The following is a 22,699-nucleotide window of genomic DNA, read 5'->3' on the forward strand; positions in this document are numbered from 1 at the left end:
CCGCGTGCATCAGAAAGCTGTTAACGATATTAAACGCGATGCTGCGAGATAATAGGCAATGGGTGACAAATTAATCATCACCCATTGACTTTAAACACAGCTGCTCTCCCCGTGGGAGAGGGAGCCGTCAGGGGTTGTGGTCAGGAACCCATGCTAATTTGTGGCACGTGCAGTTCCCCCTCACCCCAGCCCTCTTTACGTGGGAGAGGGAGCCGTTAGGGGTTGTGGTCAGGAACCCATGCTAATTTGTGGCACGTTCAGTTCCCTCTCACCCCAGCCCTCTTCACGTGGGAGAGGGAGCCGTTAGGGGTTGTGGTCAGGAACCCATGCTAATTTGTGGCACGTTCAGTTCCCTCTCACCCCGGCCCTCTTTACGTGGGAGAGGGAGCCGTTAGGGGCTGTGACCAGGAACCCATACTAATTTGTGGCACGTTCAGTTCCCTCTCACCCCGGCCCTCTTTACGTGGGAGAGGGAGCCGTTAGGGGTTGTGACCAGGAACCCATGCTAATTTGTGGCACGTTCAGTTCCCTCTCCCTGAGGGAGAGGGTTAGGGTGAGGGGCAAATCACCCGGCCCTACCTTGAACGGATAGGCGACATTCTTTATCGGATAAAGCAGATGAAAGAACTCATGGTGGTTGCCATCGGTGGCAACAGTATTATCAAAGATAACGCCAGCCAGTCCGTGGAACACCAGGCCGAAGCGGTGAAAGCGGTGGCAGAATCAGTGCTGGAGATGCTGGCAACGGATTATGACATTGTGCTTACCCACGGCAACGGCCCGCAGGTGGGGCTGGATCTGCGCCGCGCGGAGATTGCTCATGAGTACGAAGGGTTGCCGCTGACCCCGCTGGCCAACTGCGTGGCGGATACTCAGGGCGGCATCGGCTATCTCATTCAGCAGGCGCTGAACAACCGGCTGGCACAACATGGTGAACAGAAAGCGGTAACGGTGGTGACGCAGGTGGAAGTGGATAAAAACGACCCTGGTTTTGCGCACCCCACCAAACCGATCGGCGCTTTCTTTAGCGCTGAACAGCGTGATGAGTTAATACAGCAACGGCCATCCTGGCGTTTTGTAGAAGATGCCGGGCGCGGCTATCGCCGGGTGGTGGCTTCGCCGGAACCCAAGCGCATTGTCGAAGCGGATGCCATCAAGGCACTGGCGAAACAGGGGTTTGTGGTGATTGGCGTGGGCGGCGGCGGTATCCCGGTGATCCGCGATCCGCAGGGCGACTATCAGAGCGTGGACGCGGTGATCGATAAAGATCTCTCGACCGCACTGCTGGCGCGGGAGATTCGCGCAGATGTTTTAGTGATCACTACCGGGGTGGAGAAGGTGTGCATTCACTTCGGCAAGCCGAACCAGCGGGCGCTCGATCGGGTGAATGTGGCAGAGATGACGCGCTACATGGAAGAAGGGCATTTTCCTCCCGGCAGCATGCTGCCAAAGATTGCGGCCAGCCTGGCATTTTTACGTGACGGTGGAAAACGCGTGGTGATCACTACGCCAGACTGCCTACCTGCCGCCTTGCGCGGTGAAACCGGTACCCATATCGTCAACCTCTGAAAGGGAAGAACAGATGAATGAGAATAAAAGCCGTCGTGAGTTTTTAAGCCGTAGCGGCAAAATGGCTGCCGCCTGTGCGCTGCTGGGGGCAACTGCCTCGGTCGGTTATGCTGCTACCAGCAAAACGGCCAAGGCAGAGGCGGGAGCGCAGATGAAAATCACTGACTCACACTATTATCTGGATAACGTGCTGCTGGAGGCGGGGTTTGAATTTGAAGGGGCGACGCCGGTCAGCACCCGTACCGAACTGAAAACCCTGGAGATCAATCAAGGCAAGATCGTTGCCATACGCGATAACCGCCAGCATCCGAACGGCACGCTACCGGCGTATGACGCTGGAGGCAAGCTGATGCTGCCGGCGATGCGTGACATGCATATCCACCTGGACAAAACCTTTTACGGCGGCCCGTGGCGCGCGCTTAACCGCCCGGCGGGCACCACCATCAAGGATATGATCGCGCTGGAGCAGAAGCTGCTGCCTGAGCTGCAACCCTTTACCCAAGAGCGGGCAGAGAAGCTGATCGACCTCATTCAGTCGTTCGGTTCCACCACTGCCCGCAGCCATTGCAACGTTGAACCTACCTCGGGGCTGAAAAACCTGGAAAACCTGCAGGCGGTGCTGGCGCGCCGTCAGTCTGGTTTCAGCTGCGAGATTGTGGCTTTTCCACAGCATGGCCTGCTGTTCTCCAAGTCTGAACCATTGATGCGTGAAGCGATGCAGGCGGGAGCACATTATGTGGGCGGGCTGGATCCTACCAACGTCGATGGAGCGATGGAAAAATCGCTGGATACCATGTTCCAGATCGCGCTGGACTACAACAAAGGCGTGGATATCCACCTGCACGAAACCAGCCCGGCTGGCATGGCGGCGGTGAATTATATGTTGAGCACCGTGGAGAAAACCCCGCAGTTAAAAGGCAAGCTGACCATCAGCCACGCCTTTGCGCTGGCAACGCTGAATGAGCAGCAGGTTGATGAGGTGGCAAACCGTATGGCGGCGCAACAGGTGACGATCGCCAGCTCGGTGCCGATCGGCACGCTGCATATGCCGCTTAGCCAGTTGCGCGACAAGGGCGTGTTCGTGATGACCGGCACCGACAGCGTGATCGACCACTGGTCGCCGTATGGCCTGGGGGACATGCTGGAAAAGGCCAATCTTTATGCCCAGCTCTATATTCGCCCGAACGAGAAAACCCTGTCGCGCGCGCTGGCGGTGGCTACCGGCGATGTGCTGCCGTTGAACGACAAAGGCGAGCGCGTATGGCCAAAAGCCCAGGACGACGCCAGCTTTGTGCTGGTGGACGCCTCCTGTTCCGCCGAGGCGGTGGCGCGGATTTCACCGCGAACCGCTACCTTCCACAAGGGGGAAATGGTGTGGGGTAACGTCGGGCGGGGCAGCAAAGCCTGACAGGCACACCTTCTCTATAAATAGGGGTTGGCGTAAGGGGCAACGTTCCCACCTTCCCAACCCCTAAATTAATCTGTGATCAAAGCCCACTTTTTTGCCCTCGCGGTTGGACATCCCCACGCTGCTCGGTCTTTATCTACTTCCTTGTTTATTTTGATTTTTTTCCTTTGAGGAGTTTCTGATGCATAGACCCTTCCGTTATACGCTACTGACTGCTTCGCTATTATTTTCCCTCAATGCTGCTGCGCTGCCTGCGGGTGATTTGCCGCTGATGCCTTGGCCGCAGCGGGTTGAGCTGGCGCAGCCGCAAGGCAAATTGCCGCTGGATTATCGATTAACCCTCAGCATACAAGGGGACGATCTGGCAGAAGCCTTACCCCGCTGGCGCGAGCGCATTGAGCGCCAAACCGGCTGGACGCTGACCCCACAGGGGGAGCAAAACGGGGCGGCCACCGTTGCTATCATCATTAAACAGCAGGTGGCACCACAGCCTATGCCGGATAGCGACGAAAGCTATCAACTGCAGGTGACGCCACAGGGCGCAACGCTCACCGCCAACACCCGCTTTGGTGCGCTACGCGGTATGGAAACGCTGCTGCAACTGGTGCAGACCGACGGTGAGAACACTTTTATACCGTTGGTGAAAATTACCGATGTGCCGCGCTTCCCGTGGCGCGGTGTGCTGCTGGATTCGGCGCGCCACTTCCTGCCGGTTGCGGATATTCTGCGCCAGATTGACGGCATGGCGGCGGCGAAACTCAACGTCTTCCATTGGCACCTGACCGATGACCAGGGCTGGCGTTTTGCCTCTGAGCGTTATCCTAAGCTGCAACAACTGGCCAGCGACGGCCATTTCTACACCCGTGAGCAGATGCAGCAGGTGGTGGCCTATGCTACCGCGCGCGGGATCCGCGTGGTGCCGGAGATTGATCTGCCCGGCCATGCCTCTACCATTGCCGTGGCTTACCCGGAGCTGATGAGCGCGCCGGGGCCGTATCAGATGGAGCGTGCCTGGGGCGTGCATAAGCCGACGCTCGATCCCGCCAACGGCGAGGTTTATCAGTTTATCGACAATATCGTCGGTGAACTGGTGGCGATCTTCCCCGATCCTTACCTGCACATCGGCGGCGATGAGGTAGACGCCAGCCAATGGCAAGAGTCGAAAAGTATTCAGGCCTTTATGCAGCAAAACCAACTGGCGGATGCCCATGCGCTGCAGGCTTTCTTCAACCAGAAGCTGGAAAAGATCCTCGAGAAGCACCAGCGCCGCATGGTGGGCTGGGACGAGATTTATCACCCGGCCTTGCCGCATAGCATCGTGATCCAATCCTGGCAGGGGCCGGATTCTTTGGCAGCCAGCGCACAAGACGGCTACCAGGGGATTCTTTCTACCGGTTTCTACCTCGATCAGCCGCAAAGCACCGCCTATCACTACCGCAATGAGATTATGCCGCAGCCGTTGGGAGTGGTAACGGAGGTGCAGGAAGGGGAAAAAGCGCAGAGCTGGCGGTTCAGCATGCCACGCTTTAAAGGCAGCGCGGTTGAAGGCTCTTTCACGCTGATTGAAGGTAAAGCGGGTTGGCGCGGATTTATTGATTTCAAAGGTAAATCACGCCGTGCGGTGCAGGGTATTGAATGGCGCACGCCGCAGCAGGTGACTTTCTGCATCGACAGCTGGATGGGGGAAACCTGCCCGGTGTTGACGCTGCAGCAGGCTCAACTGAGCGGCTATACGCGGGTGGGCAACGTGCGCTACTCCACCACCGGCAGCAAATTAGCGGCAATCCCGGCAGGTAAAATGCCGGTGGTGCCGGATGAACAGCATCAGGCCAATATCTTGGGTGGCGAAGCCGCCTTCTGGGCGGAAAACATTCGCGCGCCGATCCTCGATATCAAAATGTGGCCACGCACCTTTGCGGTGGCCGAGCGCCTGTGGTCGGCGAAAGAGGTTACCGATGAAGGCAAGATGTATCAGCGCCTGGCAGCGGTGGATGCCTGGTCGGTGGTGTCCGTCGGGTTACAGCAGCATGCTGCAAGCGCGCGCGAATTCACCCGCCTGGCTAACAGCGTGGACATTACACCCTTGCAGATCCTCGCCGAAGCGGTGGAACCCGCTCAGTATTACACTCGCAACCATCTGAAGTTTAAAGCCGGTCATTATCACCAGTTTGAACCGCTCAACCGCTTTGCCGATGCCTTACCGGCGGAAAGCGCGGCGGTGCGCGATTTGCACGCCCAGGTGGCACTGCTGCTGCAAGACAAAAACCACCCGGCGGCAGCCCAGGCGATACGTGAACGTTTGCAACATTGGCAGCGTAATGGGGCACTGGTACAGCAGGTGATTGCTGGCAACGTGGTGATGAAGGATTTGGCCCGGGTGGCGCAGGACGTCAGCGCGCTTTCGGATCTGGGGCTGATGCTGTTGGAGCGCTATCAGCAGGGCAAACCATTGAGCCAAGCCGAAGCCGCACAGGCGCAGCAGCAACTGGATGCCGCCGCGCAGATCCGTGATGAAGTGGTGATTGCGGCAGTGTATCCGCTGGAAGCGCTATTGCGCGCGGTGGCGGTGCAGTAGGGGGATCTTTTAGAGCAAAAACGGCCAGCCAAAGCTGGCCTTATCAGCTATCGCGGGGGATTAACGACGAACGGCGATGGCTTCGATCTCAATCTTCACGTCTTTTGGCAAACGCGCCACTTCCACGCAGGAACGGGCCGGGAATGATGCCTGGTGTTCGGTGAAGAAGGCTTCATAGGTGGCGTTAACGGTGGCGAAATCGTTCAGATCTTTCACGAAAACGGTGGTTTTAACGATATCGCCCACTTTCAGGCCAGCGGCTTCGACGATCGCTTTGACGTTTTCCAGTGACTGGCGGGCCTGTGCGGCGACGTCGTCAGCCACGGCACCGGTTTTCGGATCGACCGGGATCTGGCCGGAAGTGATGATCATGCTACCCAGATCAACGCCCTGTACGTAAGGCCCAATGGCGGCTGGCGCGAGTTCAGTGCTGATATTACGTGACATTTTCTCTCCTAACTCGAGGGTTTCTTTTCAGAAATTCCATTATACACCCAAAATAATTCGAGTTGCTTGTAGGCGGCCAGCAACGGAGACCCAGGAGCATAGACAACTATGTGACTGGGGCAACGGTGCGCAGCCAACACCCAAGCAACTTGAAGTATGACGGGTGTAGGGAGTGGCCGCCAGATTAACAGCGCCACTCGTGGGGAAATCAGTCGGCCTGCAACACCACCTGATGCTCGAACTCTTTTTCGCAGTAGCGGCATTTCAGGTGTACTTCACCGGCGCGGGATTTCACGCTGAAGCTGGACGCCACCGGTTCGCTGCGGCTGATGCAGTTGCTGTTCGGGCAGGTCAGCACGCCGTCGATATGATCCGGCAGGCTGAGGTTCAGCTTCAGCACCACTTCGTAATTGTCGATGCGGTTAACCGTGGCTTTGGGTGCATACATCGCCAACTGGTTGGCCTGTTGCTCGGTCAGGAAAGTATTCTCGATCTTGATCAGATCTTTGCGGCCCAGCTCGCGTGAAGGCAGGTTCAGCCCGATGGTGATGCGCTGATCGGTGTCGGTCAGTTTGAACAGCGACAGCAGCTTAAAGCCGACGCGCGCCGGAATATGGTCGATCACCGTGCCGCATTTGATCGCTTCAACCTGGAGTTTATTATCGTGAGTCATGACTGTTCCCCTTAAATTAAAGAGCCAAATCGGTGTTTAATACCAGTGCCAACAGCGCCTGCCGGGCGAAAATGCCGTTGCCCGCCTGCTGGAAATAGTGCGCGTAGGGCGTTTTATCTACTTCGGTGGTGATCTCATCGATCCGTGGCAGCGGGTGCAGCACTTTCATGTTGCCGCGTGCGCCCGCCAGATCGCTCGCCCGCAGTATAAACTGTGCTTTCACGTTGGCGTATTCAGAAGGATCGAGGCGCTCTTTCTGTACGCGGGTCATGTACAGAATATCCAGCTCCGGCACCACTTCCTCAATGCTGTTGTGGTGGCTGTAGGTAATGCCTTTTTCTTCCAGCATCTTCAGCAGGTAACCCGGCATTGCCAACGCCTCCGGGGCGATGAAGAAGAAGTGATTACCCTCGTATTTAGCCAGCGCCTGGGTGAGCGAATGGACGGTGCGGCCATATTTCAGGTCGCCCACCATGGCGATGTTGATGTTGTTCAGGCGGCCTTGGGTCTCTTGAATGGTGAACAGGTCCAACAGGGTTTGAGTCGGATGCTGGTTAGAGCCGTCACCGGCATTCAGCACCGGGATACCGCCAGCGAACTCCGCCGCCAGGCGCGCCGCCCCTTCCTGCGGATGGCGCATTACAATCGCATCCACATAGGTGCTGATCACCGAGACGGTATCGGCCAGCGTTTCGCCTTTTTTGCCAAGGGAGGTGTTGCTGCCGTCGGAAAAGCCCACCACCGACGCCCCCAAGCGCTGCATGGCGCTTTCAAACGACAGGCGGGTGCGCGTTGATGCCTCAAAAAAGCAGCTGGCGATCACCTTGTGTTTCAGCAGTTCCGGCTGCGGGGTGGCTTTCAGGCTGGCGGCAGTGCGCAGCACCAGTTCCAGATCCTCGCGGCTGAGATCGTTAATAGAGATGATGTTTTTGCGATACAGCGGGTTGGCCATGTTCACTCTCCTCAAGTCGAGTCGTTCTTAAGGCAAAAAAAAGCCCCTCAATGAGGGGCTTAAAGAATGAGATCATGCAATAGGAGAAACAACGGCTGCAGGCTGCCGATGGGCAGTGGGTTCTGTCGATGATCGCTAACAAAACAAGCGGCGTTTTTCATGCTTTCTCCTGGCAAATTGTCGCGCATTATACTCGCGCTTTTCGTCACTGCAAGCGCTAAAACATCACTTTTTGCCATTTCGCAACCGATTGGTTGTTGAGAGAGGGCTTAGCCAATATGGGGGTTGGTTATTTGTTAGGCTGAGAAAGATGCGTATGATAAATGTGCTTGCCCGCCTGCAAATCCCCCCGGCTGAAATGGCGCACAATATGGCCGTTTTCCATCAGCGCGGCACGTTCAGACATATGGGCGATCACTTCACCGTCGTGGCTCACCAGCAGATAGGTCATGCCATGTTCGCGCTTCAGGTGATTAAGCAGGTTAAGGATCTCTGCCTGCACCGACATATCCAGTGCCGAAGTCGGTTCATCCAGCAATAACAGCTTAGGCCGCAGCAGCAAAGCGCGGGCGATCGCCACCCGCTGGCGTTGGCCACCGGAAAGCTGGTGCGGATAACGTTCGGCCATCGCTGCGTTGAAACCGACCTGTTGCAAGGCCTGGTTGATACGCGCCGGAATGTGTTTTTCGCCGTGGATCTTCAGCGGTTCCCCCAGCGTGCGGCCAATCTTGTGCTGTGGGTGCAGCGAGGCGTAAGGATCCTGAAACACCATCTGTACCTCGCGGCGCAGCTGGCCGGTAAAACGCTGTAGTGGCTGCAGCGTCTGGCCGAGCAGCCGCACTTCGCCGCACCATTCGCGTTGCAGGCCCGCCAGCACGCGCAGCACGGTGGATTTACCGCAGCCGGAGGCGCCAATCAGGCTGAAGGTTTCCCCGGTCTCGACGGCAAAACTCACCGATTCGACGGCGATTTTATGGCCGATGCCCTGCGGGAAACTGACCTGTAGGTTTTCAATTTCAATCAGCGCCATGTTCGCTCCGGGTAAAATCGATGCTGCGATCCAGCACCGGCAGTTCCTGGCCATAGGTGGCCGCACTGGGGCGGCAGGCCCACAGCGTGCGGGTATAAGGATGGGTGGCTGACGGCAGATCGGCGGCGAGGCCCTGATCCACCAGCTTACCCTGATACATCACCAGCACCCGGTCGCAGTAGGTGGCAACCAGCGGCAGATCGTGGCTGATCAACAGCAGGCCCATATTGCGCCGTGTGGTTTGTTCGACGATCAGATCGAGGATCTGGTTACGCAACCGGGCATCCAGCGCCGAGGTCGGTTCGTCGGCAATCAGCAGTTGCGGATCGTTAACCAGCGCTATCGCCAGCATGGCGCGCTGGCCCATGCCGCCGGAAAGCTGGCCGGGATAGCTGTGGTAGATATTCTCCGGCAAGCCGACGGCCGCCAGAGCATTCAGCACCTCGCTCATGGCGATCGGCGCGGGTCAGAGAATGATGCAGCGTCAGGGACTCTTCTATCTGCTTGCCGATGCAGCGCACCGGGTTCAGCGCGTAGCGCGGATCCTGCAATACCATGGCGATTTTAGCGCCGCGCACCTCGTTCCACTGGCGTGGTTTCAGCGTCAGCAGGTCGGTTTGGCGGTAGCACAGGGTATCGGCGCTGACGATGCCCGGTTTACGCACCAGCCCCATCAGCGCGCGGGCGGTCATCGATTTGCCGGAACCCGATTCCCCGACCAGGGCCACCTTTTCCCGGCCAATCGTCAACGACAGGTTATCCACCACCGGGTGGCCGTTAAAGTGGATGCTGAGATTGCGTGCTACCAAGAGTGGCTCAGTCATGATGCGGATCCAGTAAGTCGCGCAGGCCATCGCCCAGCAGGTTAAACGCCAGGCTGCTGATCAGGATCGCACAGCCGGGGATCGCGGCGATCCACCATTGATCGAAGATCACCTGCATGCCGTCGGCCACCATCGAGCCCCATTCGGCCATCGGTGGCCGCGCGCCCAGGCCGAGAAAGCCCAGCCCGGCTGCGGCGAGAATGATGCCCGCCAGATCGAGCGCCAGCCGCACCACCGCCGAAGGCAGGCACATGGGCAGAATATGGCCCCACAGCAGGCGCGGCCCCTGAATGCCCATCATTTCGGCGGCGGCCAGATAGTCGCTTTTACGCAATAGTTGGATTTCAGCCCGCGCCTGACGGGCATAGGCTGGCCAGGTGGTGAGCGCCAGCGCCAACGCGCCGTTGACCAGCCCCGGCCCGAGCATCGCCACAAAGGCAAAGGCCAGAATCAGCCGTGGCATCGACATCACCACGTCGGTAAAGCGCATCAGCACGCGTTCCAGCCAGCCGCCGTAATAGCCGGAAAGCACGCCGATCAGCAGGCCGAGCGGCAGGGTAATCACCGTCACCAACAGCACCAGCCCGAGCGTGGGACGCGTACCGTAGATCAGACGCGAAAGCACGTCGCGACCATAGCCGTCGGTGCCGAGCCAGTGGCCTGCGCCCGGTGGCAGCAGGCGGTTGGCGGCGTTCTGCCAGTTGGGATCAACCGGTGCCAGCCAGGGAGCGAACAGGGCGATCAGCACCAGCGTCAGCAGGATCAGCGAGCCACAGGTGGCGGCCGGGGAACGTTTGAGCATAGCGATCGTCATCTTGGCCGCGTCCTTGGGTCGATCGCGCGGACCAGCAGATCGGTGAGGGTGTTGATCAGCACAAAACACAGGCCGATCAGCAGGGTGCCGCCCATAATCGCGGTGGTATCACCGGCAAACAGCGCGGTAGTGAGGTAACGGCCAATGCCGGGCCAGGAGAACACCGTTTCGGTCAGCACCGCGCCTTCCAGCATGCTGGTGTAAGACAGAGCAATCACCGTCAGCAGCGTGCCGCCGATATTCGGCAGTACGTGGCACAGCATTATGCGCATCTCGCCGGCACCCTTGGCGCGCGCCAGCGTGACGTATTCTTTATTCAGCTCACTCAGGCAGGCCGAGCGCGTCAGGCGGGTGATGCTGGCCAGCGAGTAATAGGCCAGCAGGCAGACCGGCAGCACCAGATGCGCCAGCGCATTGCGCACCGCGCCAAGGTCGCCGGAAAGCCAGGTATCGATCAGCGCGAAGCCGGTTTTGCTCTCTACGCTGTATTGGTAGATATCGTCCAGCCGCCCCGGCCCGGCGCTCCACTGCAGTTTGGCGTAAAACAGCAGCAGCATCAGCAGCCCCAGCCAGAAGATTGGCACCGAGTTGCCGAGCAGGGTGATGAAACGCACCACGATATCCAGCCTGCTACCGGCAAAGCGGGCGCAGAGCACGCCGAACAGCACGCCGAGCGTTGCGCCAATGATCAACGACAGCGTGGCCAGTTCCAAGGTGGCGGGGAAGGCGTGCAGCAGATCCTGCAACACCGGCTGGCCAGTGGCGCTGGCGGTGCCGAGATCGCCGTGCGCCAGCCGTTCCAGATAGTGCCAGAACTGCACCGGCAATGAACGATCCAGCCCGAGCTGATGTTTGACCTGTTCATAAGTGGCGGCGCTGGCGTGATCGCCGACGATCTGCAATACCCGATCCACCGGCGACAGCGCCGAGAGCAGAAAGGTGATCAACAACAGGCCGAACAGGGTCAGCGCCAGCGTAAGCAGGCCCTGGGCCAACCCTAAAATACGACGCCGGGAAGGGTTCCCCGGCGTGGGTTTAATTGCTACCGACATGACAATCCTGATTATTTGCTGACGCGATCGTAGTAAACCATATCCGCATTCAGGCCCTGTTGATAGCCTTTCACGTTATCGCGCAGCACCACCTGCGTTTTGGCCTGATCGATAAACACATAAGGCGAGCTGCGCTGCAGCTCCTGCTGCATGGCGGTGTACAGCGCGCTGCGCTTAGCCGGATCGGCTTCTGCCACCGCCGCCAGCGTTTTCTTATTCAGATCGGGGATCTGCCAGCCGTTCAGGCCAGCCACCGTGCTGCTCTTGCCATCGTTATAGGCAAAAGCGCTGGCGTTGGAGTGCGCGTCGAAATAATCGGGGATCCACAGGCGGATCGCCGCCTGATGCTGTTTGGCACGCACGCGGGCATACACTTGGCTACCCGCCGCTGGCAGCAGTTCGAGCTTCACGCCGCCCTGGGCAAAGCTGGCCTGCAACGATTGGGCAATAGTGATAAACGGCGGTTTGTTTTCTACGTCTAACGTCAGGCTGGCGTTAGCGATCCCGGCTTTTTCCAGGATCGCCTTGGCCTTGGCCGGATCAAAACTGAAAGGGTTATCTTCCAGCGCGCCCGGCAAACCCACCGGCAGGAAACTTTGATGCACGAAGTATTGCCCTTTTAACAGATCTTTCGTGATGCCCTGATAATCCACCAGATAGCGCGCAGCCTCCCAGAATGCCGGGTTATTCAGCAGCGGATTGGCCTGGTTGCCGCTATTGAACACCAGATAGTTCTGCTCGGCGGAAGGGATTTCCAGCACCTTCACACCCGCCTGGCTTTTCAGCGCGGCGGTCTGATCCGGGCCCAGTTCACGCGCCACGTCGGCATCGCCTTGCTGGATCAGCAGGCGACGTGCGCTGGGGTCTGGCACGTTTTTGATGATGATGTTGCTGAGCAGCGGCTTATCGCCCGGTGAAGTTGGGTTGGCGTCGAGTACGATCGCCTGATGCGGCTGATAAACGCGCATCTTGAACGGGCCGCTGCCGGCGGAGTGCATTTTCAGCCAGGCGTTGCCGAAGTCGTCGCCTTTCACGTTTGGTTGCACCGCTTTGCTATCGACGATCGAGGCGATCGGCGTTGAAAGAATATTCAGCGCCACCGCCGGGCTGACATCCGCCGTCCAGCTCAGTTGCACGGTATGATCGTCGATTTTCTTCAATTGTGTAGCGATATTGTCCGGCTGCCAGCCGAGCACGTTAAGGATAAACGCCGGTGATTTATTCATTTTCACCGCGCGCTGATAAGAGAAGATCACATCGTCGGCGGTTAACGGGTTGCCAGAAGAGAATACCGCCTGCGGGCGCAGCTTGATCGTCAGAGTTTTGGCGGCGGCGTCATCCTGCCAGCTTTCTGCCAGCACCGGGATTACCTTGGCCGGGTTGTCACGATCGGCCTGCACCAGCCGCTGATACAGGCTGGGTACGGTCTGAATGCTGGAAAGCTCGTTAGCTTCAGCCGGATCGAAGCTGACAATATCATCCAGCGATTGGACGACCACCAGCGTATTGGGCGGCGTGGCGGCGAAGGCGCTGCCTGAGAGTGCGGCGAGAATGAACAGCGGTAACACTTTGGCTTTCATAGACGTTTCCCTTGAGTGTGCTGGTAAACCAGAACGGAGAAGAGGTTGTAATCGTTGATTTTTTACGGTATTTCCACCGCCAAAGTGCCACGGTAGAACGTTCGTAAAAAGCAGGCAAAGGCTAATCTGTTATTTGATATGACGAAAAAGACTATACGATGTGGGTGAAAGTAAAACCCCTCTTCAAAATGGCCGGGTTTATACCCGTCATGCTTCAAGTTGCATGTGCGTTGGCTGCGTTCGCTCACCCCAGTCACATAGTTATCTATGCTCCTGGGGGGGACTCACATTGCTTATCACTGAGCGTACAGATCCGCATCTATCTTCTCCCACGTTATCCTGCCCTGAGATTCCCTGGCCCTGCCGCATCATTAAGGCGTCAGCAGCCTCTCGGTCGATATTTACTCAATCCAGCTCACATTTTTGTTTGATTGCCATTGAAATAGTCAAAGGCCACTTAGATAATCTGCCGAAATAACCCATTTTTATGATGGCGTGCTACTGCGAAAGCAGGCAAGACCAAAATAGAAATGCTCTCCCGCAAAGGGGAGCGTCTCTGTTTTGGTCTTTTTTTTGCTCCAACACCAGGGAACACTATGAACTATAACGAAATAGCAGACAAAATCCTCCACTCGGTAGGCGGTGCGGAGAATATCCGTATGCTTACCCATTGCGCGACCCGGCTGCGCATGGAATTCAACGACCGCGCGAAGGTTAACGATGCGCAGATTGGCGCTATCCCCGGCGTGATCAGTGTGGTGGAGAAAGGCGGCCAATTTCAGATTGTTATCGGCAATGAAGTGCAGCAGGTTTATCGCCTGCTCAATAAGGCCCTGCCGAAGAAGAATAATCCGACCGGTGGCGACAAAAATGCTAAACCGACCGGTATTGTTGCGCGTATTATCAGCGTGATTTCGACCACCTTTACACCGGTGATCCCGGCCATTACCGGTGCGGGGATGATTAAAGCGCTGTTGGCCATTTGCAAGCTAACGGGAGTGATTAGCGAAACCAGCTCGACGTATCAACTGCTCAATATTATCGCCGACGCTGCCTTCTTCTTCCTGCCGGTGCTGCTGGCCTACGGGGCGTCGCTGAAGTTTGAATGTAACCCGATTCTGGCGATGACCCTCGCCGGCGTGCTGCTTCATCCGGGCATCGGCCAGATGCTGGCGGCTGGTAAAGCGGTCGATTTTGTCGGTATTAACGTCCTGCTTTCCGATTATGCCGGTTCGGTGCTGCCGATTATTCTGACCGTATGGCTGATGTCGTGGGTGGAGCGCTTTGCTGAAAAAGTGTCGCCATCGATTATCAAGTTTTTCGTCAAGCCGATGCTGATTCTGCTGATTACCGCGCCGCTGGCGTTGGTGTTTGTCGGCCCGGCGGGCATTTTGCTTAACGACCTGGTTGCCGAGGGGGCTGGCACTATCGACCGCCACGCCAGCTGGTTAATCCCGATGCTGATGGGCACCCTGCAGCCCTTTTTGATCATTACTGGTACTGCCTGGGCGATGACGCCGATCGCAACCGGCCAACTGAGTAAAAGCGGTTACGAGATGATTAACGGACCGGGGATGCTGGCGTCAAACGTGGCAATGGGTGCCGCGACGCTGTGCGTGGCGCTGAAAACCAAAAATGGCAACCTGCGCCAGTTGGCCTCCTCGTCGGGCTTTACCGCGCTGCTGGGGATCACCGAACCGGCGCTGTACGGGGTGCTGCTCAAGTTCCGCCGCGTGCTGATTGCCGCCATGATCGGCGGCGGCTGCGCAGGGGTATATGCCGGAGTTAGCGGGCTGGTGCGCTACGCCTTTGTTTCTCCTGGCCTGGCAGCGTTGCCGGCGTTTATCGGCGAAAACCCGATGAACATCGTCCATGCGCTGGTGACCTGCGCGATTTCCATCGTGGTGACCTTTGCCCTGACTTGGTTTATCGCTTTTAAAGATACCCCCGAGGAGCAAGAAGAAGTGAGCGAGACTTCGCAGCCTGCGGTCAGCCCGAAAAGCGAGGATGGGATGGAAGTGTTAAGCCCGCTGCGCGGCCAGGTAGTGGCGCTCAGCGAAGTGAACGATGACGTTTTTTCCGGCGGTCTGCTGGGTGAGGGCGTGGCGATTCTTCCGCACGAAGGGGTACTGCGCGCGCCGTTTAGCGGCACGGTGGTAATGCTTCTGCCCTCCTGTCACGCCGTTGGCCTGCAGAGTGACAGTGGTCTTGAGCTGCTGATCCATATCGGTATTGATACGGTAAATCTTAACGGTCAGCACTTTAGCTCAGCGCTGAAGGTGGGCGATAGGGTGGAGGCCGGACAGGAGCTGATTCGCTTTGATATTACCGCCATCGAGCAGGCCGGGTACGACCTGATTACCCCGGTGATTGTGGTCAATGGCGACGAGCAGCATTCTCTGCGCCTGACCGCCGCCGCGCAGGTTGATTACGGCGAACTGCTGATGGTGCAATCTGCTAAGGAGGCGCATGCATGATTTATCAACAGCAGGCCCGATTCCCGGACGGTTTTTTGTGGGGTGCGTCCACTTCAGCCTATCAGGTTGAGGGAGCGTGGGATGAGGACGGTAAAGGGCCTTCGGTGGTCGATATGCTCAGCCATCCGCCGGGAACGGCGGACTTTCGCATCGCCAGCGACCACTATCATCGCATGGAGGAGGACGTCGCGCTGCTGGCGCAGATGGGGCTGAAGGCTTATCGCTTTTCGGTAGCCTGGTCGCGGGTGATCCCGGACGGCGACGGCCCGGTGAATCCGGGCGGGCTGGCCTTTTATCGCCGCCTGATCGACACCCTGACGAGCTACGGGATAACGCCCATCGTTACGCTGTACCACTTCGACCTGCCGTGGGCGCTGGAGCTAAAAGGCGGCTGGCTGAACCGCAAAACCGCAGAGGCCTTCGTGCGCTATGCCCGGCTGCTGTTCAGCGAGTTTGCCGATAAAGTCCCGCTATGGCTGACGATTAACGAACAGAACACCATGATCCTCCATCCCGGGGCGATTGGCGTTCCTGCCGATCGCGAACTGCCTGGCAAGAAGGCGCTGTACCAGCAGAATCACCATATGATGCTGGCTCAGGCGCAGATCTTCGCCCTGTGCCAGCGCGAGTTTCCCGGGCTGCGCATCGGCCCGGCGATAAATACCACTTCGATGTATGCCGAAAGCTGTAAACCGGAGGACGCTATCGCCGCGCATAACTGGGAGACGCTGCGCTGCTGGAGCTTTTTGGATATTGCGGTGCATGGCCGCTACAACGCCCTGGCCTGGGCCTATATGCAGGACCGCGGCCTCGCGCCGGAGGTGCAGCCAGAGGATGCATTTATTTTACAGCAGGGGCGACCGGACTTTATCGCCATTAACTACTACTCGACCGCCACCATTGCCGCCAGCCGAGGCGACGGTGGGGATGTGGTGTCCCGCGCGGGCGACCAGCAAATTATGCTGGGCGAAGAGGGGGTTTATCGTCCGGCGGAAAACCCATGGGTCGACAAAACGCCGTACGGCTGGGTGGTCGACCCGGTGGGGCTGCGTCTAACGCTGCGCAAAGTGTGCGAGCGCTACGGTCTGCCGATTCTGATTAGTGAAAACGGCATGGGCGCGCCGGACAAGCTGGAACATGACGGGAAGGTGAATGATGCTTACCGCATCGCCTTCTTACAGGCACATATTAAGCAAATGCGGCTGGCGATTGCCGACGGCGTCGAGCTGATGGGCTATTGCCCGTGGGCGGCGATTGACGTGGTCAGCACTCACCAGGGATACGCCAAGCGCTACGGTTTTATTTATGTCGATCGCGGCGAGGATGATCTGAAGAGTTTGCAAAGGATCCGTAAACGCAGTTTCTGGTGGTATAAGGAGGTCATCGCGCAAAACGGCAACTACAACGAGTCTCAGAGATGATTGTTCAGAAGGTGCTTAATAATAGCCTGGTGCTCTCTATGGATGACGATAACAGGGAGGTTATCGTCATGGGTAAAGGTATTGGCTTCAACAGCAGACCCGGGGATGAGATTGCCCCGGAGAAGATAGAGAAGCTGTTCGTAACCCAGGTGCTCGGCGCGCGCAGCGGCTATCTTGAGGCGCTCTCCGCCATCCCGGACGAGGTCATCGAAATGGCCGCGATGATTATTTCCCGCGCTAATATGCAGCTTGCCAGTAAAGTTCGCGAGCAGATTTTCTTTACCCTCGCCGATCACCTCACCTTCGCCATCGAACGCAGCCGCAAAGGGATCGCCATTCAAAACCGCCTGCTGCCGGAAGTCAGGCGGTTTTATCCGCAGCAGTTCCGCGTCGCCAGCGAGGCGGTGACGATTATTCTCCAGCAGTACGGTATTGAACTGCCGGAGGAGGAAGCCGGAAATATCGCTTTTCATCTGGTTAACGGCCAGAGCGAGGGCGACGACGTGGCGCAGACCATGCATTCGGTGAAAATGCTGAAGGATATTTTTAACCTCATTCAGTATCACTTTAAGCAGCAAATAGACACCGAATCGATTAACTACTCGCGCTTTCTGGTCCATATGCAGTTCTTTTTCCAGCGTTTACAGGAGGGAGAACTGGACGGCGCGAGGGACAGTTTTCTGCTGGTGCAGGTGATTAAGGAGTATCCGGATGCCTACCGCTGCGCGCTACTGATCCGCGATTACGTCAAGATCCAGCTCGATATCACCCTTGGCGGGAACGAACTGCTGTGGCTCACCGTTCATCTGGTGCGGATTGCTGGCCTGGATGCGTGAGTTTGTTCACGAATAGGAGAGCATGAAAAAGGCCTGGTGGGATCCTGCCCTGGGGCGTACACGCAGTACGTGAGGGTTGTGAGCACTTCCCAGGGACAAAATAGCAATAACATAGCCCAATGAGATGGGCTCTTTAGTCTGGCGATGGGGCCTTTCAGCGCAATATCATCACAACACCTTGCTCAGCGTGGCCACCATCACCGCCTTGATGGTGTGCAGGCGATTTTCTGCCTGATCGAACACCACGCTGTGGGCAGATTCGAATACCTCGTTGGTGACTTCCATCCCACCGTGCAGGCCGTACTGTTCGGCCATCTGCTTGCCCAGGGTGGTTTGATCGTCGTGAAACGCGGGCAGGCAGTGCAGGAATTTCACCTGTGGGTTACCGGTGAGTTTAACCATCGCCATATTAACCTGGTAAGGCAACAGCTGAGCAATACGTTCCTGCCACACCTCTTTCGGTTCGCCCATCGAGACCCAGACGTCGGTATACAGGAAGTCGGCACCTTTCACCCCTTCGGCGATATCTTCCGTCAGCGTGATTTTGCCGCCGGTCTGCTGCGCCAGCGCCTGGCATTCTGCCACCAGTTCCGCCTGCGGCCAGCAGGCTTTAGGTGCCACCAGGCGCAGATCCATGCCTACTAACGCAGCAGCTTCCAGCAGGGTATTGCCCATATTGTTATGCGCGTCACCGATGTAGGCGAATTTCACTTCGCTCAGCGGTTTGTTGGGCAAATGTTCACGTACGGTGAGCAGATCTGCCAGCAACTGGGTGGGGTGAAACTCGTTGGTTAAGCCATTCCACACCGGGACACCGGCGTGGTTTGCCAGCGTTTCCACCAGGTGCTGGCCAAAGCCGCGATACTGAATACCGTCGTACAGGCGGCCCAGCACGCGAGCGGTGTCTTTCATCGACTCTTTATGGCCGATCTGGCTGCCGCTTGGGCCAAGATAGGTGACCTGCGCCCCCTGATCGAATGCGGCAACTTCGAAAGAGCATCGGGTGCGGGTTGAGTCTTTTTCGAAGATGAGCGCGATGTTTTTGCCTTGCAGGTAGCGGGTTTCCTGGCCTTGCTTTTTAGCCTGTTTTAAATCGGCAGCCAGTTGCAGCAGAGACTGGATCTCGGCGGGGGTAAAATCCATTAACCTCAGAAAGTGACGATTGTAAAAGGGGTTCATCTGGTTCATCTCCATATATCCCTAACGTTTTAATTGAATTAAAATTCACTTTATATGTATGAATATTCAATTTCAACCCCAAGAAAGAAATCTTTCACGTTTATCATGGCAGCAGTGACACTGGTGTGTGAAAATAGAGGTATTGAAAGCCATTTTATTGAGGATAGAGGCATGGCAAACCGCGAATTGCTGGAAGAACAACGTGAAGAAACCCGCCTGATCATCGAAGAACTGCTGGAAGACGGCAGCGATCCGGATGCGCTCTACACCATTGAGCACCATTTCTCTGCCGAAAAGTTTGAAGTGCTGGAGCAGGCCGCGGTTGAAGCCTTTAAGCTGGGCTACGAAGTGACCGATGCCGAAGAGCTGGAAGTGGAAGATGGCTCACTGGTGATGTGCTGCGATGTGATTAGCGAAGTCGCGCTGAATGCCGAGCTGATCGACAGCCAGGTGGAGCAACTGGTGGCGCTGGCAGAAAAATGCGGCGTCAACTACGACGGTTGGGGCACCTACTATGAAGATCCGAACGGTGAAGATGGTGAGGATGACGACGAAGACGGCGAATTTATCGATGAAGACGACGACGGTAAGCGCCACTAATTAATCTCTGGGCCGGGTTCCCGGCCCTTTGCTCCTGTATAAGCTCAAATGACATACCATTCTTTGTTAGCCCCAATTCTGAATTTCCTGCATTGCGAAACCCCCGATGGCTGGATTGACGCGGCGCGCCGCGCGGAAAACCTGCCGCTGTTGCTGACCGACCATATGGTCTGCGAACTGAAAGCCGCACAAACCGGCATGTGGCTGATCCGCCGCTACGTGGCGGACAAAGAGAGTGGCGATGCGTTGCTGGCACTGCTGAAGCCTTACGAGGCTTTTGTACACGAAGAGCAGGGCGTGCCGGAGGCGTTGTTCCGCCAGAGCGCCTTTACCAAGAAGATCCTGCCGAAAAACGGTTCGGCTTACGGGCAGGATCTGGTGGATAAGATGGTGCTACTGATTAAGGAAGAACTGCATCACTTCTCGCAGGTGCTGGAGATCATGCAAACGCGGCAGATCCGCTATAAAAAGATCACCGCTAGCCGCTATGCCAAAGGCATGATCCGCGAAGTGCGTACTCACGATCCGGCTACCTTGATCGACAAGCTGATCTGTGGTGCTTATATCGAAGCCCGCTCCTGTGAGCGTTTTGCCAAACTGGCACCGTTTCTCGACGATGAGCTCAACCGGTTTTATGTTTCGTTACTGCGCTCTGAAGCGCGCCATTATCAGGATTACCTGACGCTGGCGCAGCAGATTGCCGGTGATGATATCAGCGAACGTGTGGCGCATTTTGGCCGCGTTGAAGCCGAACTGATCCAATCGCCGGATAACGAGTTCCGTTTTCACAGCGGCGTGCCGATGGGGTGAGAAATTACGCTCTCTCGCCCAAAATCAAATCCACCGCCCTTTCCGCCAGCATAATGGTCGGAGCGTTGGTGTTGCCGCTGGTAACCTGCGGCATAACCGAGCAGTCCACCACCCGCAGGCGTTCGAAGCCATGCACGCGCAGCTGCAGATCGGTCACCGAGTCCACTGGCGACTGGCCCATGCGGCAACTGCCCACCGGGTGATACACCGTCTTACAGAAGTTACGCACGAACTCCTCTAACTGCAGGTCGTCGTTGGTCCACTGTGGCTGCGGCATCAACAGTTCTTTAATCAGCGGCTTCAGCGCGGCGGTTTCTAAGAAGCGCAGGCCGAACTTCACCGCCCGTACGCTGCCAGCCAGATCGTCCGTGTGGCCGAGATAGTTAGCCTGTAGCTTGACCGGATCGCTTGGGTTACGGCTGCGCAGCTGCACTTCGCCACGCGCTTTGGGCTGCAGATAGCCGACTTTCAGCGTCATGCCGTGGATCGCGGGCAGCGGTTCGCCGGGCACGTCGTCCCAACTGTCCAGCAGCGGCAGGAAGTGGATTTGCACGTCCGGCCGACCATCGCCCCGGCTGTCGGTAAAGGCGGCACCTTCGAGCACGTTGGAGCTCAGCACGCCGCTGCGGAACGCCAGCCACTCGGCGCCGTGGCGCAGCGCCTGCCAACCGCGATCGGCACCAAACAGGCTGACAGGTTCGCGGGTGCTGACGTTGATCGACATATGCAGGTGATCGTGGAAGTTTTTGCCCACCGGCAGATCTGCAAGTGAGGTAATGCCCAAGGATTCCAAGTGTTCGCGCGGACCAATACCGGACAACAGCAAAATCTTCGGTGAACCCACCGCGCCAGCGCTGAGGATCACTTCCTGACTGGCCCGCGCGGTGATTTCACTGCCGCCGTTCTGGCTGTAAATCACACCGGTCGCCACGTTGTTTTCGAGGGTGACACGATGCACCAGCGCATTGAGTTTCACCACCAGCCGCGAGTTATCACGCACTGCTTTCAGATAGGTGCGCGCAGTACTGGCGCGTTCGCCCTTGTGGGTCGTGGTCTGATAGAAGCCGACGCCATGCTGGCTTTCACCGTTGAAGTCGTTGCGGTAGGGCAGGTTCAGCTCCTGGCCTGCGCGGATGAACGCCATACTGAGCGGGTGCCGATAGCGGTTCTCGCTGACCGGCAGCAGCCCGTCACCGCCGTGATAGCCGTCGGACAGGCTCTCGTTGGCCTCGGCACGTTTAAAGTAAGGCAGGACGTCCTGATAGCTCCAACCGGTGCAACCGAACTTTTCCGCCCAGTCGTCGTAATCCTGCTGTTGACCACGGATGTAGATCATACCGTTCACCGAGCTGCTGCCACCCAGCACTTTGCCTTGGGCGATCTGCATACGGCGGTTGTTGGCATGAGGTTCGGGTTCGGTTTCATACGGCCAGCTTTTTTTGGCGATGATCTTGGCGACGCCGGCGGGCATCTTGATAAACAGATTATTGTCGTCACCCCCTGCCTCCAGCAGCAGAACACGTGCCTGAGTACGGCGGATCAACTGTGCTGCCAGCACGCAGCCCGCTGAGCCTGCGCCGACGATGATGTAATCGAAGGTATTTTCCGACATAAGTGTTCCCTGTGCGTGATGGCTGGTTATTGCAGAGTAGCGCAGCAAAATGGGTGGTCAATTTGTAATCGTTAATTTATTAACAAATATCACAATAATTTTACATTACAGATGTTTTATTCAGTTTATCTGTCTGAAATATAAAAATGTCATGTGATTTTTTGAATGATGTTGATGTTAATGATTTTTTTGTGGGGGAGGGGCGTGGCGTTCATGATGCACATACTCGTTCTGTTCCCCTCACCCCAACCCTCTCCCTGAGGGAGAGGGGGCTTGCAGGGTGCTGTTGCCAGGTACAGGTGTAAAGCTTTGGGATATTCGGTCTTCTCATTACATATACCCGTCCTGTTCCCCTCACTCCACCCCTCTCTCTGAGGGAGCGGGGGCTGGCAGGGTGTTGTTGTCAGGTGCGGGTGTAAAGCTTTGGGATATTCGGTCTTCTCATTACATATACCCGTCCTGTTCCCCTCACCCCAACCCTCTCCCCGAGGGAGAGGGGGCTGACAGGGTGCTGTTGCCAGGTACAGGTGTAAAGCTTTGAGATATTCGGTCTTCTCATTACATATACCCGTCCTGTTCCCTTCCCCCCAACCCTCTCCCCGAGGGAGAGGAGGCTGGCAGGGTGTTGTTGTCAGGTGCGGGTGTAAAGCTTTGGCTTCTCATTCTGTGGGAGAGAGTTGACGGGGTATTGCCATTTAGACACAGAAGTAAGGCTGTGGCACGTTCGGTCCCCTTGTATGTTTGTAGTTGATGTAAAAAGATAGGTTGTACCGTGTTCTTACCCGGCGTGGCAGCACGTACGCCCTCTGGGACACCAAGCCCGTGGGAGAGCTTATTGCG

17 protein-coding genes and 1 pseudogene are annotated in these 22,699 nt (G+C 57.2%); 8 read left to right on the plus strand and 10 right to left on the minus strand.

Annotated features, from left to right (window positions below; genetic code table 11):
* The first annotated feature begins 618 nt into the window (after positions 1–618).
* The 3 genes from WG891_RS25815 to WG891_RS25825 all read left to right on the plus strand — a co-directional run bounded on the left by WG891_RS25815 (position 619) and on the right by WG891_RS25825 (position 5,552).
* Positions 619–1,569, plus strand: a complete 951-nt coding sequence (locus WG891_RS25815; protein WP_076942965.1) for a carbamate kinase family protein — start codon at positions 619–621, stop codon at positions 1,567–1,569.
* A gap of 13 nt (positions 1,570–1,582) precedes the next feature.
* Positions 1,583–2,977, plus strand: a complete 1,395-nt coding sequence (locus WG891_RS25820; protein ID WP_076942964.1) for an amidohydrolase family protein — start codon at positions 1,583–1,585, stop codon at positions 2,975–2,977.
* Between the two features lie 181 nt (positions 2,978–3,158).
* Positions 3,159–5,552 carry a beta-N-acetylhexosaminidase gene (locus tag WG891_RS25825; RefSeq protein ID WP_337264951.1) on the plus strand — a complete coding sequence of 798 codons (2,394 nt, stop codon included), beginning with the start codon at positions 3,159–3,161 and terminating at the stop codon, positions 5,550–5,552.
* 60 nt (positions 5,553–5,612) lie between these two features.
* On the opposite strand, the gene ridA is transcribed toward WG891_RS25825, so the two are convergent.
* The 8 genes and pseudogenes from ridA to WG891_RS25865 form a co-directional block, all read right to left on the minus strand.
* Positions 5,613–5,999: a 2-iminobutanoate/2-iminopropanoate deaminase gene (gene ridA, locus WG891_RS25830; RefSeq protein WP_156293981.1), complete on the minus strand. Its 387-nt coding sequence runs from the start codon at positions 5,997–5,999 to the stop codon at positions 5,613–5,615.
* A gap of 208 nt (positions 6,000–6,207) precedes the next feature.
* Positions 6,208–6,672, minus strand: a complete 465-nt coding sequence (gene pyrI / locus WG891_RS25835) for an aspartate carbamoyltransferase regulatory subunit (protein ID WP_076942961.1) — start codon at positions 6,670–6,672, stop codon at positions 6,208–6,210.
* Positions 6,673–6,688: 16 nt separating this feature from the next.
* On the minus strand, positions 6,689–7,624 hold the full coding sequence (pyrB, locus tag WG891_RS25840; RefSeq protein WP_156293980.1) for an aspartate carbamoyltransferase: 936 nt from the start codon (positions 7,622–7,624) through the stop codon (positions 6,689–6,691).
* Positions 7,625–7,913: 289 nt separating this feature from the next.
* Positions 7,914–8,654, minus strand: coding sequence for an ABC transporter ATP-binding protein (locus WG891_RS25845; RefSeq protein WP_337264952.1), 741 nt, complete (start codon positions 8,652–8,654; stop codon positions 7,914–7,916).
* Positions 8,641–9,478, minus strand: a pseudogene (locus WG891_RS25850) (ABC transporter ATP-binding protein). The gene WG891_RS25845 and the pseudogene WG891_RS25850 overlap by 14 nt, the downstream one beginning before the upstream one ends.
* Complete coding sequence (locus tag WG891_RS25855; RefSeq protein ID WP_422066820.1) at positions 9,471–10,280, minus strand: ABC transporter permease; 810 nt, start codon at positions 10,278–10,280, stop codon at positions 9,471–9,473. The pseudogene WG891_RS25850 and the gene WG891_RS25855 overlap by 8 nt, the downstream one beginning before the upstream one ends.
* Positions 10,281–10,288: 8 nt before the next feature.
* Positions 10,289–11,344, minus strand: coding sequence for an ABC transporter permease (locus tag WG891_RS25860; RefSeq protein WP_337264953.1), 1,056 nt, complete (start codon positions 11,342–11,344; stop codon positions 10,289–10,291).
* Between the two features lie 11 nt (positions 11,345–11,355).
* The gene (locus WG891_RS25865) at positions 11,356–12,924 is read right to left on the minus strand and encodes an ABC transporter substrate-binding protein (RefSeq protein WP_337264954.1); all 1,569 of its coding nucleotides are present in this window, start codon (positions 12,922–12,924) and stop codon (positions 11,356–11,358) included.
* Between the two features lie 596 nt (positions 12,925–13,520).
* On the opposite strand from WG891_RS25865, the gene WG891_RS25870 reads away from it, so the two are divergent.
* The 3 genes from WG891_RS25870 to WG891_RS25880 are packed head-to-tail and all read left to right on the plus strand — an operon-like array spanning position 13,521 to position 17,658.
* Positions 13,521–15,401 (plus strand): beta-glucoside-specific PTS transporter subunit IIABC, encoded by a 1,881-nt coding sequence (locus WG891_RS25870; protein WP_337264955.1) that lies wholly within the window; start codon positions 13,521–13,523, stop codon positions 15,399–15,401.
* Positions 15,398–16,822 (plus strand): glycoside hydrolase family 1 protein, encoded by a 1,425-nt coding sequence (locus WG891_RS25875; RefSeq protein ID WP_337264956.1) that lies wholly within the window; start codon positions 15,398–15,400, stop codon positions 16,820–16,822. The genes WG891_RS25870 and WG891_RS25875 overlap by 4 nt, the downstream gene beginning before the upstream one ends.
* Positions 16,819–17,658 carry a PRD domain-containing protein gene (locus WG891_RS25880; RefSeq protein ID WP_337264957.1) on the plus strand — a complete coding sequence of 280 codons (840 nt, stop codon included), beginning with the start codon at positions 16,819–16,821 and terminating at the stop codon, positions 17,656–17,658. Before WG891_RS25875 ends, WG891_RS25880 begins: the two co-directional genes overlap by 4 nt.
* A gap of 168 nt (positions 17,659–17,826) precedes the next feature.
* On the opposite strand, the gene argF is transcribed toward WG891_RS25880, so the two are convergent.
* Positions 17,827–18,846: an ornithine carbamoyltransferase gene (argF, locus tag WG891_RS25885; RefSeq protein ID WP_337264958.1), complete on the minus strand. Its 1,020-nt coding sequence runs from the start codon at positions 18,844–18,846 to the stop codon at positions 17,827–17,829.
* A 162-nt stretch (positions 18,847–19,008) separates the two neighbouring features.
* Between argF and rraB the strand changes: the two genes are divergently transcribed.
* Both rraB and miaE read left to right on the plus strand, forming a co-directional pair.
* Positions 19,009–19,437 carry a ribonuclease E inhibitor RraB gene (gene rraB / locus WG891_RS25890; RefSeq protein WP_037400473.1) on the plus strand — a complete coding sequence of 143 codons (429 nt, stop codon included), beginning with the start codon at positions 19,009–19,011 and terminating at the stop codon, positions 19,435–19,437.
* 48 nt (positions 19,438–19,485) lie between these two features.
* Entirely contained in the window at positions 19,486–20,247 is a 762-nt protein-coding gene (gene miaE, locus WG891_RS25895) for a tRNA isopentenyl-2-thiomethyl-A-37 hydroxylase MiaE (RefSeq protein ID WP_337264959.1), read from the plus strand.
* Positions 20,248–20,251: 4 nt separating this feature from the next.
* On the opposite strand, the gene WG891_RS25900 is transcribed toward miaE, so the two are convergent.
* The gene (locus WG891_RS25900) at positions 20,252–21,859 is read right to left on the minus strand and encodes a GMC family oxidoreductase (RefSeq protein ID WP_337264960.1); all 1,608 of its coding nucleotides are present in this window, start codon (positions 21,857–21,859) and stop codon (positions 20,252–20,254) included.
* Positions 21,860–22,699 lie beyond the last annotated feature (840 nt).

Origin of the sequence: Serratia sp. MMO-28 (genome assembly GCF_037199905.1) — a bacterium.
GTDB classification, from domain to species: Bacteria; Pseudomonadota; Gammaproteobacteria; order Enterobacterales; family Enterobacteriaceae; genus Chania; species Chania oryzae.